This is a genomic window from Clostridium sp. SY8519, assembly GCF_000270305.1.
In the GTDB taxonomy this organism is placed as follows: Bacteria; Bacillota; Clostridia; order Lachnospirales; family Lachnospiraceae; genus SY8519.
On sequence record NC_015737.1, the window covers coordinates 1571130 to 1585697 of the forward strand.

The 14568-nt window shown below is 53.7% G+C and carries 13 protein-coding genes; 11 read left to right on the forward strand and 2 right to left on the reverse strand.

The window, feature by feature from the left end; all coding sequences use genetic code 11:
- The first annotated feature begins 9 nt into the window (after window positions 1-9).
- From CXIVA_RS07415 to CXIVA_RS07425, 3 genes are all read left to right on the forward strand, one after another.
- On the forward strand, window positions 10-1305 hold the full coding sequence (locus CXIVA_RS07415; RefSeq protein ID WP_013977387.1) for a DUF362 domain-containing protein: 1296 nt from the start codon (window positions 10-12) through the stop codon (window positions 1303-1305).
- A gap of 23 nt (window positions 1306-1328) precedes the next feature.
- On the forward strand, window positions 1329-1613 hold the full coding sequence (locus tag CXIVA_RS07420; protein ID WP_013977388.1) for a hypothetical protein: 285 nt from the start codon (window positions 1329-1331) through the stop codon (window positions 1611-1613).
- A 76-nt stretch (window positions 1614-1689) separates the two neighbouring features.
- Window positions 1690-3006, forward strand: a complete 1317-nt coding sequence (locus CXIVA_RS07425; protein WP_013977389.1) for an MFS transporter — start codon at window positions 1690-1692, stop codon at window positions 3004-3006.
- Between the two features lie 150 nt (window positions 3007-3156).
- On the opposite strand, the gene CXIVA_RS07430 is transcribed toward CXIVA_RS07425, so the two are convergent.
- On the reverse strand, window positions 3157-4683 hold the full coding sequence (locus tag CXIVA_RS07430) for a sigma 54-interacting transcriptional regulator (protein ID WP_013977390.1): 1527 nt from the start codon (window positions 4681-4683) through the stop codon (window positions 3157-3159).
- A 519-nt stretch (window positions 4684-5202) separates the two neighbouring features.
- On the opposite strand from CXIVA_RS07430, the gene larB reads away from it, so the two are divergent.
- The 3 genes from larB to larE are packed head-to-tail and all read left to right on the forward strand — an operon-like array spanning window position 5203 to window position 7188.
- A complete protein-coding gene (larB, locus tag CXIVA_RS07440) occupies window positions 5203-5958 on the forward strand; it encodes a nickel pincer cofactor biosynthesis protein LarB (protein ID WP_013977391.1) in 756 nt (251 codons plus the stop codon).
- A gap of 16 nt (window positions 5959-5974) precedes the next feature.
- A complete protein-coding gene (locus CXIVA_RS07445) occupies window positions 5975-6298 on the forward strand; it encodes a metal-sensing transcriptional repressor (RefSeq protein WP_013977392.1) in 324 nt (107 codons plus the stop codon).
- Between the two features lie 47 nt (window positions 6299-6345).
- The gene (larE, locus tag CXIVA_RS07450) at window positions 6346-7188 is read left to right on the forward strand and encodes an ATP-dependent sacrificial sulfur transferase LarE (protein WP_013977393.1); all 843 of its coding nucleotides are present in this window, start codon (window positions 6346-6348) and stop codon (window positions 7186-7188) included.
- A 210-nt stretch (window positions 7189-7398) separates the two neighbouring features.
- Here larE and CXIVA_RS07455 read toward each other — a convergent pair whose 3' ends face one another.
- Window positions 7399-8862: a 4-hydroxyphenylacetate 3-hydroxylase family protein gene (locus CXIVA_RS07455; protein WP_013977394.1), complete on the reverse strand. Its 1464-nt coding sequence runs from the start codon at window positions 8860-8862 to the stop codon at window positions 7399-7401.
- A gap of 386 nt (window positions 8863-9248) precedes the next feature.
- Between CXIVA_RS07455 and CXIVA_RS07460 the strand changes: the two genes are divergently transcribed.
- The 5 genes from CXIVA_RS07460 (at window position 9249) to CXIVA_RS07480 (ending at window position 14410) form a co-directional block, all read left to right on the forward strand.
- A complete protein-coding gene (locus CXIVA_RS07460; RefSeq protein ID WP_013977395.1) occupies window positions 9249-9530 on the forward strand; it encodes a NifU family protein in 282 nt (93 codons plus the stop codon).
- The gene (locus CXIVA_RS13410; RefSeq protein ID WP_013977396.1) at window positions 9517-10449 is read left to right on the forward strand and encodes a MaoC family dehydratase; all 933 of its coding nucleotides are present in this window, start codon (window positions 9517-9519) and stop codon (window positions 10447-10449) included. The genes CXIVA_RS07460 and CXIVA_RS13410 overlap by 14 nt, the downstream gene beginning before the upstream one ends.
- Window positions 10446-10694: a hypothetical protein gene (locus CXIVA_RS07470; RefSeq protein ID WP_013977397.1), complete on the forward strand. Its 249-nt coding sequence runs from the start codon at window positions 10446-10448 to the stop codon at window positions 10692-10694. The genes CXIVA_RS13410 and CXIVA_RS07470 overlap by 4 nt, the downstream gene beginning before the upstream one ends.
- A complete protein-coding gene (locus CXIVA_RS13415; RefSeq protein ID WP_013977398.1) occupies window positions 10691-12955 on the forward strand; it encodes an acyl-CoA reductase in 2265 nt (754 codons plus the stop codon). Before CXIVA_RS07470 ends, CXIVA_RS13415 begins: the two co-directional genes overlap by 4 nt.
- 66 nt (window positions 12956-13021) lie before the next feature.
- Window positions 13022-14410, forward strand: a complete 1389-nt coding sequence (locus CXIVA_RS07480) for an AMP-binding protein (protein ID WP_013977399.1) — start codon at window positions 13022-13024, stop codon at window positions 14408-14410.
- Window positions 14411-14568: the final 158 nt, after the last annotated feature.

Here is a 14568-nt window from a genome sequence, read left to right on the forward strand (position 1 = left end):
AGGAAAATTATGGCAAAGAAATCATTAGTTGCACTGGCGAAAGGCCTGGATGTTCAGGAGAACATGACACGGGTATTTGACCTGATGGGCGGCGTAACCAACATGATCAAAAAAGGTGAGACGGTAGTCATCAAACCGAATATCGGTCATGCAGAGCCCCCGGAGACATCGGTCTGCACCAGCCCGGACGCAGTAAGGGCATGTATCCGTGAAATCAAAAAGGCAGAGCCGAAGCGGATCATTGTGGCAGAGGCCGCAGCCATCGGATGCGATACCCTGGAATGTTTCAAAGTCAGCGGAATCCAGGACGTCTGTGAAGAAGAAGGCGTGGAAATGATCGATATCAAACGGGATAAGGATCTGATCAATGTGGCGGTCCGGGATTACAAGTCCAATATCGATCATCTGAAACTCCCGAGATTTCTGCTGGAAGCCGATCATCTGGTGAACCTTCCGATTCTGAAGGCACACGCGTCTATGGTATTTTCCGGCGCGCTAAAGAACATCAAAGGTGTAGTTCAGGATAAGGTACATATGCAGATGCATCAGCAGAATCTGACCATGGCAATGATGGATGTGTGGAGCGCCTGCCGGGCGGATATCAACATTATGGATGCCATGCATGCCGCATCCGGATATTCTCCCCATATGCCGGTGCCCATTGATACCAACATGATTCTCGGCTCGAAAGATCCGGTTGCCCTGGACCGCGTGGCCTGCGAGGTGACGGGAATTGATACATCCGGCGTATCCTATTTCCAGGTGGCAAAAGAAACCGGTCTGGGCAATTATGACATGGATATGATTGATGTGGCCGGCGATTCCATTGAGGATGCTTATAAAAAGATGTGGATCCCTTATATCGGCGACATGAGCAAACGCTGGCCGGAATACGATGTGAAGTGTGAAGGCGCATGCTCCAGCTGCCAGGCCCTGCTGGCCATCAATATGGAAGAGTTAAAGGCCGTGGATGAGTATGACAAGAACGCGGGCATGACAATCGTTATCGGCGGAAAGAATGAGATTCCGAAGGATATTCCCGATGAGAAAATTGTCCTGCACGGCAACTGCACCAAGAAATATCTGAAGGATCATCCGAATGCATACTGGATCCTGGGATGCCCGCCCAATGAACCGGCGCTGTATCTGACGGTTCAGAGAAAAGAAGTCATCAACGGCATGGGCGATCAGGAAGAGGAAATCATCCGTCCCTGCATGGCAAGAGACGCTGCGGTATGGAAAGAATATGTGTACAAAGCAGCAGACGAGTACTACAAGGCACATCCGGATGAGAGCCTGCGCTGAAGAAAAGTAAGGAGAATAATGTGATGGAGAACATGAACGGTTATATCACGATTGAGATGGACGAGAAGACGAGGGATCTTCTGGAACTGATTTTTGATGATGAATTTATGCAGGAGAATACCAACTTCAGCAATTTTGAAGGGTTTCAGTATTCCAGCGCGGTTATCGCCAACTGGAAAGCGGACTATATGGTGTATGCGGAACTGCTGATGGACAATTTTGTCAAAGAAAGCACAAAATTCAGTACATTGAATGAAATGGTGAAGGCGGCAGCAGACAGAAAATTCGGAATCTCTGCTTCCGCGTAACCCCGGTCTCCATACAAAGGACTCTGTGCCGGCCCGGGAAACCGGCACAGAGATAATAGGTTAAGAGGTAAAAGTTATGAACAATAATAAAGTAAAAGTGGCTGGATTTGGTAAAGCCGGATGGGGAATTATCATCTTCTGTATGGCGATGTTCTGGTTTTTCGTCGGATTCTGTACGGATGGAAACAATGTATCGGCGCCTGCGGCGGCAGCGCACCTTGGAGTGGATGCGGGCATTGTGCTGACCAGGAACTCCTACGCGGGTCTGATCGGCGTTGTATTCTATATTCTGATGAGTCAGCTGTGCCGTAAGATCGGCGCGAAGAAAGTGGCAGGCATCTGCCTGATTATCTCCGGTATTTCCTTCTATTTCATCGGCAATCCGCCGAGTCTTCTGGGATACACCATTGCTTACACATTTCTGATTGGTTCTGCCATGTCTTCCGGCTATGTAGCCGGCGGCGCGCTGGTAGCAAAGTGGTTTCCGAAACGCAAGGGAATCGTTATGGGATACACCACCATGGGGCTGAATATCGCATCCGCCACCTGGGTGCTGATGATGACCAGTTTCTCCGCAAAGATTTCCTTCGAAAAAGCGGTAATTATTCCTTCTATTTTAGTCATTATCCTGGGCATTATCAGCTTTGCGCTGATCAAGGATGACCCGAAGGAAAGAGGACAGAACCCGGATAATGTATCCGATGAAGTGTATGCGGAAGAGTATGACACCAATGAAGCGGACGCCACCGACAGCAGATGGACCATCGGCCAGCTGCTGCGGACCAAGGAAGTATGGACCGTCGGACTGGCTACCGGTATCCTTCAGCTTTGCTCCACAGGCGTAATGTCACAGCTGGTATCCCGAAACATCGAGCTGGGAATGACTCAGCAGCAGGCAGTCCTGATGATGACTGTGGTAGCGGTTGTGGGAATCTTCGGCTCCTGGCTGATCGGTCTGCTGGATGATAAATTCGGTACCAAGAGGACCATGATCTTCTTCTGCCTCTGGTATGCTCTGGCGGTGCTGGCCAATGTACTGGGAACCACCTGGAGTATGTATCTGGCAGTTGTGATGATCGGTCTGTCCATCGGCGGATCCGCCAACTTTATGTCTTCCTTCCCTACTTCCGTATTCGGCCGTCAGGGATTTGAGAAAATGAACTCTGTCGTATTCCCGATTCAGGCGATCATGACCTGCGTGGCCTTTCTGATTGACGGACTTGCGCTCCATGCAACCGGAAGCTTACGAGGTGCTTATATTGTAGTGGCATGCTTCGCGCTGGGCGACATGATTGTGGTAGGAATTACAAAAGACCACAAATACAATCTGGATTGGCAGGAAGCTGAGAAGGCTGAAAATAAAGAAGGCGTGAAACAGGTAGAAAACGCGTAACTTCAGTGCAAATTAATCAACAGAATACCATAGAAAAAGAGAGCTGCAGGCTGCGGCTCTCTTTTTCTGATGCCTTCGGCGGTTCATCACCGTCTCTGACTCGATCAGCAGGTTCGGATTTCACACCGGTCAGCCAGCGGGATCGGTTTCTTATGATTTGCTGTTGGCGTATTCAATGCCCAGCTGCTTGATTTTCCGGGAAATCGTGGAGGCGTTCAGCCCGAGCTTCGCGCCGGCTTCCCGCAGGTTGGAGGATTCCGCCAGCGCCCGTTCCAGCAGCTGCTTTTCAAACATGGCAACGGAATCGCTGTAGTTCATGCCATCGGCGGATAAGGAGAGGGTCTCTTCCTCGCTGGATACATTCAGCAGGGAGCAGATGACATCATCCTGCACCTGGCCGATGCCGGAGCTGCACAGCACCAGATATTCCATGACATTTTCCAGCTCCCGGATATTGCCGGGCCACTGATACTGGCAGAGCAGGCTGTACTGATGCTCCGTCAGACGGAAGGGGCGGCTGTATTTCTTGGAAAAGATATCGATAAAGTAATTGCAGAGCGCCGGAATATCCACTGTTCTGCCCCGCAGCGGCGGCACATGAATGGGAATGACATTCAGCCGGTAATACAGATCCTGACGGAACTCGCCATTGGCGATTTTTGCCTTCAGGTCGGAATTGGTCAGCGCCAGGAAACGGATATCCAGATGGATCGGCGTGGTGCCGCCGATACGGGTGATTTCCTGGGACTGGATGGCGCGCAGCAGCTTGACCTGCAGGTCCATAGGCATGTCTCCGATTTCATCCAGCATGAGGGTGCCGTGGTTGGCCATTTCAAAGAGTCCGGTTTTTCCCTTGGAATTCGCGCCGGAAAAAGCGCCCTTTTCATAGCCGAAGAGCTCGGATTCCATCAGGGAGGCCGGGATCGCCGCGCAGTTTACTTTGACAAAGGGTTTGCCCACCCGGCTGCTGTTTTTGTAAATTTCATCCGCCAGCACTTCTTTGCCGGCGCCGGATTCGCCGGTGATCAGAACGGTGGCGTCGGAAGCGGCCACATGGCTGATCAGGGTATAGATATTGGCGAGGGACGTGTCTTTCCCGATCATTTCCCTGCTGAGGCTGTTTTCGCCGTTGACCGTGGAAGGGCCGGGTGCCTGCAGCTTTTGCAGTTCCTGGACAAAGGTGGAAAAGTCGGACTTCAGGGCACTCATTTTGACCAGCGGACGGCTGACAGCTACTGCGTGGGTCAGTTCACCCTTCTGATTGAAGATGGGAGTTCCCACCACATATCCAAGCAGAGGCTTGCCGTGGGCGTGGGTCGTGGAAAGCCGGAAGACCGGTTTCTTTGCTGTAAGCACATCGTTGATGGCACCGCCGGTAAACAGCTTGCCGGGGCCGCAGAGGTCGCTGATGTTTTTGTCCATGACATCTCCGGGCTGAATGCCGGTATTTCTGCTGTAGGCGGGATTGGTATAGATGACAGTGCCGGCGGCATCTGTGATAAAGATGCTGTCGTCCAGCTGGTCCACTACTTCCTTGTAATCAATTCCCCGGTCGGAAAATATGAGTAATTCATTTTTGATGGATTCCAGTTTCTGACGGGTATCGGAATCCGCAATCGTGCTGCTGAGGTTGTCAAGTTGTTCATAAATTCTGCGAATTGCTACATATTGATCCATAGGCTCCTCCAAAAGCAGTTAGTTTGTGTCAGCATGAGAATCCGGAAAACCGGATTCGGAGCATAAGAGCATTTTACCACATTATAGCAAAGGAAAAAATATCTGTAAACGGATGTTTCCGAAGCAGTTGCATAAACGCAACAAGAAAAACAGGAAAAACAATTCAAAAACGTTTCCCAGGCGCAACAGAAGCTGACGAATGATTTCTGAAATGCAACAAAAATTCAGAACATTTCGATAACAGCCGGCAGTCCTGCGGCCGAAGACGGCAGGTATTCTTCGGCGGAAGGCGGCAGGCAGCGAAAGGATCCGGGAGAAAACAGGCGGAAACCGGCTGATTTTCTGCAGAACCCGGCGGGGGAGCCGAAGGGCGCAGCTGTTCGAAGGGATTTTCCCGGAGCGGCGGGATCAGGCGGAGATAAGAAAAAAATCTGGCATAAAAGTTGCACTGTATTATAAAAAACAAACAAGAAAACCGATTGAATATGTAGGGATTTAATACAGAAAAGAGGAGACAGCATGGACAGAGCATACCTGGAACAGCTGCTGAAACAGGTGGCAGACCGCAGCATGGGGATTGATGAGGCCGTCGATACCCTGAAACGCCTTCCTTATGAGGAAATCGGCTGCGCGATGATCGACCAGCATCGAAATATCAGAACCGGACAGGCGGAAGTGATCTTCGGCCAGGGGAAAACGTCGAAGCAGATCCGGGAGATCGTGGACCATATGATGAAGTGGAATGAACGGGTCATGGTGACCCGGGCTTCGCGGGAGGATTATCAGGAAGTGCTTCTGGCCGCTTCCTACGCAAAATATCATGAGGCGGCAAGGATCATCACTGCGGGGGATTTCCACGAAACAGGAGAGGGAACCGGCCGGATTGCCGTTGTTACCGCAGGGACTTCGGATATTCCGGTGGCGGAAGAGGCGGCTGTGACGGCGGAATTTTTCGGCAATGAGGTCAGACGGGTCTATGACGTGGGCGTGGCAGGTATCCACCGGCTGTTTATGAAAATGGATCAGATCCTGGAGGCAGACGTGGTGATTGTCATCGCGGGAATGGAAGGCGCACTGGCCAGTGTGGTGGGCGGCCTGGTGCCGACACCGGTGATTGCGGTGCCGACCAGTGTCGGCTACGGAACCAGCTTCGGCGGTGTGGCCGCGCTTTTGTCCATGTTAAACAGCTGTGCCAACGGCATCGGTGTGGTGAATATTGATAACGGATACGGGGCTGCGTGCCTGGCCTCGAAAATCCTTCAGAAAAAACAGTAGAAAAGGACGGCCGGATATGTCAGAAACCAGGATTCATACGCATACAGATCAGGAAGGGAAGCGCCACATGCATGTGCATGCCCATGAGGAGACGGTAAAGATCAAAAATCGTCTGGCCCGGGCCATCGGCCATCTGCAGTCCATTAAGCGGATGGTGGAAGATGAACGGGACTGCGCGGAGATTCTGATTCAGCTGGCTGCGGTCAAATCCGCCATTAATAATACGGGAAAAGTGATTTTGAAGGAACACATCAGCAGCTGTATTGTAGACGCGGTGGAGCAGGGGGACCTGGAGGCCGTGGATGCGCTGAATCAGGCGATTGACAGTTTTATCAAATAAAACGGGAGTACAGGAAAACCGAGAAAAAGAAGGGAGATTTTCGATCGATGCAGACAGTGAACAGAGAACAGGTGGGGGATGAATTATTTGAAAAATATCAGGTACTGCGTGGATACCTGAAAGACATGGGAAGCGCGGCAGTGGCCTTTTCCTCCGGGGTGGATTCCACCTTCCTGCTGCGGACCGCCCGGGATGTGCTGGGGGACCGGACAGTGGCAGTGACTGCGGAGTCCTGTTCTTTTCCGGAACGGGAGCTGAAAGAGGCGCAGCAGTACTGCGCTGCGGAGGGCATCCGACACATGATCTGCCATTCGGAGGAACTGGAGATCGAGGGTTTCTGCGAGAATCCGGTAAACCGCTGCTATCTGTGCAAGAAGGAACTGTTTGAAAAAATGAAGGAGATTGCCGTTTCCCAGGGAATGGCGGAAGTGGTGGAAGGATCCAACATGGATGATAACGGGGATTACCGGCCGGGTCTGCAGGCAGTGGAGGAGCTGGGCATTCGCAGCCCGCTGCGGTACGCAAAGCTGAACAAGGAAGAGATACGGATTCTTTCCCGGGAACTGGGGCTGCCGACCTGGAAGAAACAGTCCTTTGCCTGCCTGTCGTCCCGGTTTGTATACGGGGAAAAGATTACCGAGGAAAAACTGAAAATGGTGGACCGTGCGGAACAGCTGCTGCTGGACATGGATTTCCACCAGGTGCGTGTGCGGATCCACGGGACCATTGCCCGGATCGAAGTAAAGCCGGAGGAACTGGAGCGGCTGGTTCAGCCAGCCATCCGGAAGCAGATCGCGGAACAGCTGCATGCATACGGCTTTTCGTATGTAACCATGGATCTGGAAGGCTACCGGACCGGCAGTATGAATGAAACCTTAAGCCTCTCCTGATTTCGTATGTGGACAGGCCCTCTGACGCCGACTGTGTCTGAAAAACACAGTCGGTGTCAGAGGGCCTGCTTTTTTCGGCAATTCAGAAAAGAAAATTACCGGACAGAGAAAGGGGACTGCCAATCCGGCAGCCCCTTCTCTGTCCTCCTGCCAGTGATCAAAATGGTAAAAATTTCAAAGGGTTAGACTCATAGAGGGTAGAAGTATCATTTATTTATTTTCAGATTCATCGATCTGTGCAATGGATCTGGCAAGAGCTTTTTTCATGGCAAGATTGCCCTGGCGGGCGATCATGATGCGCTGTGCCTGGGGAGAACCGGCGCCGTGCATGGATTCGGTGCGGTAGCCTACCGCTGCGGTGCCCAGCGTCAGGTTTTCAATCAGGCGGAGAATGCGCATCCGGTTCTTTGTGGATACATTGCTGACGCCTTTGAAGTATTTGTCAATGACCGGACCCAGCTTCGGATCGTCTAGATCTTTTTCCGAAGGAGCGGTTACCATCAGTCCGCCGGCAATATCTTCGGCCAGACGAGCGATTTCATAAGGGAAACGGGTGACATTCTGTTTGCACACATTGGCCAGCAGCAGATTGATCATGTAGTTGCCGGAAGGTGTGGCAGAGCCCTCTGCGGAACATGCGATGCCGCAGCAGAACAGGGTTTCGTTTAAATGGGTCATTTCGATCAGTTTATCCTTGATGTGGGAAGCGCGCTGTACGCCGTTGTATTCGGCGGCAACTGCAGCCGCGCCGATCAGCACATCACCTACGCCGACTTTGCAGCCGCCATAGGACTGACGGTGATAACCGGCGAACCGTTCTACCAGGACGCCGGCGAATTCGTATTCGCCGTTCAGGAAGATACGGTCATTGGGCACAAATACATCGTCAAAGACCACCAGCGCCTCTACGCCGCCGAACTCCTTGTTGCCCACATCAATGGTGTCGCCTTCTGCTTTTCTGGTGTCGCAGGACTGCCGGCCGATGATCATATAGATGCCTTCCGTATCGGACGGAACAGCAAAGGATACCGCGTAGTCTGTGTCGTCTTCGCCCATGGCGATGGTGGGCATTACCAGGACTTCATGAGAATTCACGATACCGGTCTGATGGGCTTTCGCGCCCCGTACCACGATGCCGTCCGGTCTGCGTTCCACGACGCGCAGGTAAAGATCCGGATCTTCCTGGGCATGGGGCGCTTTGGAACGGTCTCCCTTGGGATCGGTCATGGCGCCGTCCACCGTCAGGTCTTTTTCCTGGCAGAACTTCAGATAGTTCAGGAAGTTCTGATGATAGGATGTGCCGTGGGCCTGATCGCAGTCATAGGATGTGCTGAACACGGCATTGAATGCGTCCATGCCGACACAGCGCTGGAAGCAGGCAGCTGTTTTCTGCCCGAGCAGACGCTGCATTTTTACCTTATTGCGAAGATCTTCCGTGCTTTGATGGATATGGGTGAAACGGTTGACCTTTTCACCGGTATAGGGTGAGGTAACGGTCATTAGGTTTTCATATTCCGGGATCTGCGCCAGATCGTAGGTCATTTTGACGGAATTCAGAGAAGGCCGCAGAATGGGATCTTCTGTGGGATTTTCAATTTTTTTGCCGAACATATAGATCTGCATGTTCATTTTGCGGATACTTTCCACATATTGTTCACCTGTCATCAGTGCCATAATTCTTATGTTCCTTTCTGCTAATCGTTTGTTTATTTGACAATAAAAACTATGCAAACTTCATGCCAGAAGACAAAGGGCGCCGGCAGCGGATTTTTTCCCGGATTTTCCGGAAATTTGGCGGCCGGCGCTGAAAAACTGTTTCCGGTCTGCAACAGAAGGGCGGAACGTATGCTTCCGTTTTGCCACAGAAGGCGGTGCTGCTGCCTCCGTGGGATGGCTGCTTGGGCGCTTTGCCTGCCGAAGCGCCGGGAAGCGGGCGGAAAATCAGGCGAAAAGCCGGAAAAAACCGCCAGATTTTTTGCCGGACAGCAGAATGCGAAAATGGAACAGGAATTGCATATATAACTTAAAGAAGAGCATGCAGAAACAGAAAGGAAAGAACAGTGATTCAGAAAATAGAAGCGGTAATCGATGAAAAAGTACGCCCGGCACTGCTGGCCCACGAGGGAGATGTGCAGGTTCTGTCCTGTCGGGACGGAATCTGCAGAATCCGTCTGACCGGCAAATGTGCCGGCTGCCCGTCTGCGCGCATCACGACAGAAGAACTGATTGCGGAGGAAATCCGGAACGCGCTGCCGGAGGTGAAAGATGTGGTACTGGTGCAGGCAGTCAGCGAGGAACTGCAGGATCTGGCGAGGAGAATACTGAACCATGAGCAGATATAACATCGGGATCCGTTACTGCGGCGGCTGCAATCCCGCCTATGACCGATCCCGGCTGGTGGCGCAGCTTTTACAACGGTTTCCGGAGATTGCCATTCAGTATGATCCGGAGCGTTACTGCGCCCTGTGGATTGTGGTAAACGGATGCCTTACGGGCTGTGCGGACAGCAGCAGTCTGCCGGGAGATGAGATCTGTGTGATCCGCCAGCCTGCCGATTTGAAGCAGGCGGTGCAAAAGATACAGGAACTGATTGACCGGGGAAATTCCGGAAAATCGGGAGACAGCAATGCGCAGCCGGCAGGAGGCACTGATTCGCGGCAGCCGGGAGACAGCAATGCGCAGCCGGCAGGAGGCACTGGTCCGCGGCAGCCGGGAGACAGCAATGCGCAGCCGGCGGGAGGCGGTGATCCGCGGCAGCCGGAGGACAGCGAGGCGCAGCAACGGATGCGGACGAGAATCGCAGTGGGCGCCTGGGTATCTCTGACCCATACCTTTACAGAGGAAGAGGTCTGCCGGTTTGCGGAACTGACACAGGATGCCAGCCGCATGCACCTGGACCGCGGGTTTGCCAGAACCACACTGTATCACAGACCAGTGGTCCACGGCGTATTTGTCAGCAGTCTCCTGTCCGGGGTAATGGGAACAGAACTGCCGGGAGAAGGCACCGTGCTGCTGGAGGAATCCGTGCGTTATCTGGCGCCGGTGTATCCCGGGGAGACGGTCTGCGCGGAAATCCGGGTGACTGGGATTCAGGAATATCCGAATCATTACTGCTGCCTGCTGCAGGGCGTATGCACCAAAGAAGATCATACAAGGGCGGTGGAGGCTGAGTACCGGCAGCTGCTGCTGAAACGGCTGTTTCCGCCGGAAACGGTGCAGGTGGAACAGGCGCCGATGGAACAGAAGGAGGAAAAATCATGACAAATCTTGAAAAATACAATCGCGCGTTTACCACGATTCTCGGCGTTGCGGAAGAGGACCTTCCGGGCCTGAAATACCGGGGAATTCAGAAGTGGGACTCCATTGCCCACATGGATCTGATGAATGAAATGGAAGAACTGTTTCTGGTGCATCTGTCCACTCTGGATGTACTGAATTTTTCATCTTACGAAAAAGGGATGGATATCCTGGAAGCCTATGGCTGCCCGATCCGGGAGAAGGCATGACAGCCGGAGGAAAAAAACGGCCGGAAGCAGAAGGGGAGTGTCCGGCCGGCGGATTTGAGGAAAAGCTGAAAGCTTTAAACCGGTACCACCGGCTCCACTGCCCGCCTTATGAGCGGCTGTGCCGGGGACTGGGGGAAGAAATGCCGGCGCTGCCGGCAGCGGTATTTAAATCAGTGGATCTGTACAGCACAGAACAGGAAAATCTGATCGGACAGCTTTCTTCATCCGGGAGTTCTGGACAGAAAAGATCCAGGATCTGGCTGGATGCGGAAACCGCCAGGGCGCAGCAGATGGCGCTGTATCAGATTGTATCCGGTGTGCTGGGAACGGAGCGGGTTCCCATGCTGATTGTGGATTCCCCGGAGCTGCTGAAGCACAGCGCTTCCTTTTCCGCGCGGGAAGCGGGAATTCTCGGATTTTCACTTATGGCTTCGAAGCGGATTTACGCGCTGCATGCAGATCATACGTTAAACTGGGAAAATATCCGAAACTATGAACGGTTGGTCAAAGGAAAAAAAGGGCTGATCTTCGGCTTTACCTTCCTTTTGTGGAAGTATTTCTGTCAGCCCCTGTTGGAGGCAGACCATAAGCCGGATCTGTCAGACTGTCTTGTGATCCACGGGGGCGGCTGGAAGAAAATGCAGGATCGCGCCGTATCGCCGGAAGCGTTCCGGGATGGAATCCGAAAGGCCTGCGGCTGCGCAGAAATCTATGATTATTATGGCATGGCGGAGCAGACCGGGAGTATTTTTCTGGCGTGTGGACAGGGGCATCTGCATGAAAACCCCTACGGGCGGATCCGGATCGTGGATCCGATGACCGGCAGAGAATGTCCGGCGGGTACGCCGGGTGTCATTGTCAGTCAGTCTCTTCTGCCCGGTTCCTATCCGGGACACAATATTCTGACGGAGGATCTGGGGGTTGTGCTGGGGGAGGATGACTGTCCCTGCGGGAAAGCGGGCAGGTATTTTCGGGTGCTTGGCAGGATGAAACAGGCGGAAATCCGCGGATGCAGTGATACTTTCGCAGAATCAGAAGACGGTAGTCAGAAGGATGGCAGCGCAGGACAGCAGAAGGACGGGATCACTGTGCTGGCAGGAACCTTTCCTCCGCTGCGGAAGATCCGGAGAGTCGGCGACCAAAAGACGGCCGCGTTTTTCGGAACCCTGTCGGACCGGATTCTGTCAGACCCGGCATGCAGGAAGCAGCCGGATGTATATGCCTTCGGGTTCTGGTGCAGACCCGGCCATGTGCAGGGACTGCTGAGGTCTGGGGACGGATCTCGGCAGGGGAAAGGCACCATTTTGCACATCGCGCCGTCCAATATGCCGGTGATGTTCGGCTATTCCTGGGCAGCCGCGCTGCTGGCAGGAAACGGGAACATCGTCCGTATCCCGTCCAAAACACATCCGGAGACAGAACTTTTGTGCCGGAAAGTCAAAGAAGTGTTTGAACTTCCGGAATTCCGGGAATTTCACCAGTCCAACGCCTTGATTCGTTTTGACAGAAATGACCGGATCCTGGAAGGGCTGACGGACCTGTGCCAGGGGCGGATGCTTTGGGGCAGCACAGCAGTGACCGAACATCTGAGCCGGATCCGCGGCACAGGTTCGGGGTATCCGGCAGATCTGCTTTTTCCCGGAAAATATTCCATCAGTCTGCTGGACGCGGAGCGTATGAACAGACTGTCCCGAGAGGCGCTGGAACAGTATGCCATCCGCTTTTGCGGGGATACATACCCGGCGGATCAGAATGCCTGCTCCAGTCCGAAACTTCTGCTGTGGAAAACCGGAAATCTCAGCGCCGGAGAAACGGACCGGCTGCGTCGGACCTGGTGGAAGCTGGTGTGCCGCTATGCGTCGGATTACCCGATGGATGCCGGAAAAATGATGGAGAAATACCGGGAACTCTGCCTGGCTTATCTGCGGGAAACGGGGCTGAAGCCGGTGAAACGGAGAAGCAGGCAGGTGTGGACCGTGGAAGTTCGGGAGCTTCCGGAGCGTATCAGCCGTCTGGAGGGGAAGCTGGGGCTGTTTTTTGAAGCCCGGATTCAGCGGACGGAGGAACTGTTTCCTTTCCTGACCGGAGAAATACAGACGGTGACAGTGGCGGAAATCGATGGGGAGACACTCTGGAAGCAGATCCGGGCCGCAGGATGCGCCGGTGTGGACCGTGTGGTGCCAATGGGGGAGGCACTGCAGTTTTCTCTGTACTGGGACCGGAAGGATCTGCTGCGGCTGCTTTCGGAGCCGGGCAGGTGACAGAGCAGGGCTGCGTGCGGAAATGAATGCCGGCGGACAGGGCATAGAGATGGAGGAGTGGCACAGATGTATTTCTGGGAAAGACACAGAGAATATCAGGACAGGCCGATGCTGATCACCGAGCAGGGAGAAACGTTTCGCTACGGGGAAGTCTGGGACTGGCAGGAGCGTTTCCTGAGCGGCCTGCCGGCCCGCAGCCTGATCTTTTTTACAGGGGGCAGACGGGCGGCGGATCTTGCGATTTATCTCGGACTGCTGCGTATGGGCCATGTACCGCTGATGCTGCCGGAAACGCTGGGACAGGAGCAGAAAAGGCAGCTGGTGAAAAGGTATCAGCCCAACGGACTGATTGACGGCAGGCAGAAAAACATCCGGATGCTGCATTCCGAAAAGGTAAGGATGCATCCGGACCTGGCGCTTCTGCTGCTTACTTCCGGCAGTACCGGCAGTCCGAAAGCAGTGCGGCTGTCCTGCCGGAATCTTCAGTCCAACGCGGAATCCATTGCGGAATATCTGGAAATCACAGCGGCGGACCGGGCAGTGACCATGCTGCCCCTGTCCTATACCTATGGGCTGTCTGTGATTCACAGCCATGTGTACAGGGGCGCCTGCCTCCTGGTGACGGAACGCAGCATACTGGAGCAGCAGTTCTGGGAATTCCTGCAAACGGCCGGCGCCACGGCCCTGTCCGGCGTGCCCTATACTTACGAACTGTTCCATCGGTTCCATCTGGAAGATATCCCGGTGCCTTCGCTGCGGACGGTTACGCAGGCCGGCGGACATCTGCCGGAAGAGCTGCAGCGGTATATGGCGGAATGGACACGAAAGAGGGGGATTCGGTTCTATGTGATGTACGGACAGACAGAAGCGACGGCCCGGATGGCGTACCTTCCCTGGGAAAAATGTCTGGAGAAGCCGGGCAGCATCGGAAGAGCCATCCCCGGCGGAACGATGGAACTGGCGGATGAAACGGGGGCTCCGGTTACCGGGGCGGATCAGGAAGGCGAACTGGTCTATCACGGTCCCAATGTGTCGATGGGATATGCGGAAAACAGAGAAGACCTGCAGCTGGGGGACTGCCGGCACCAGACTTTGCATACCGGAGATCTGGCCCGTCGGGACAGGGACGGATATTACTATATTACCGGCCGGCGGGCGCGGTTTGTAAAACTGTTCGGAAAGCGAATCAGCCTGGATCAGGTGGAACAGCTGGTGACCGGCCGGTGGCCGGAGGTCAGCTGCGCCTGTGTGGGAGATGATACCGGAATCCTTCTGTGCATGGAACAGAAGGCCGGAAATCCCGCGCCGGAAGCAGTGCGGAACTTTCTGGAAAAGGAGGGGGGAATTCCGGGCAAGGCAGTGATATTACGGACCCTGGAAGAAATTCCGCGAAGGGAGAACGGGAAAACAGATTATCCACAGCTGAAAGCGCTGCAGGCGGAAGCCGGGATGTGACAGATCCGCACAGATTTTTCAGAACCATGACAAAAAAATGAAAACAGCCCCCGGGCAGATGCCTTGTAATTGTTACAAAAAAGAAACAGGAAAGATACATGTTTTAAACGGTATTTTCACATTCATCACGTACAATACAGGTATCAATCAAAGAGCAG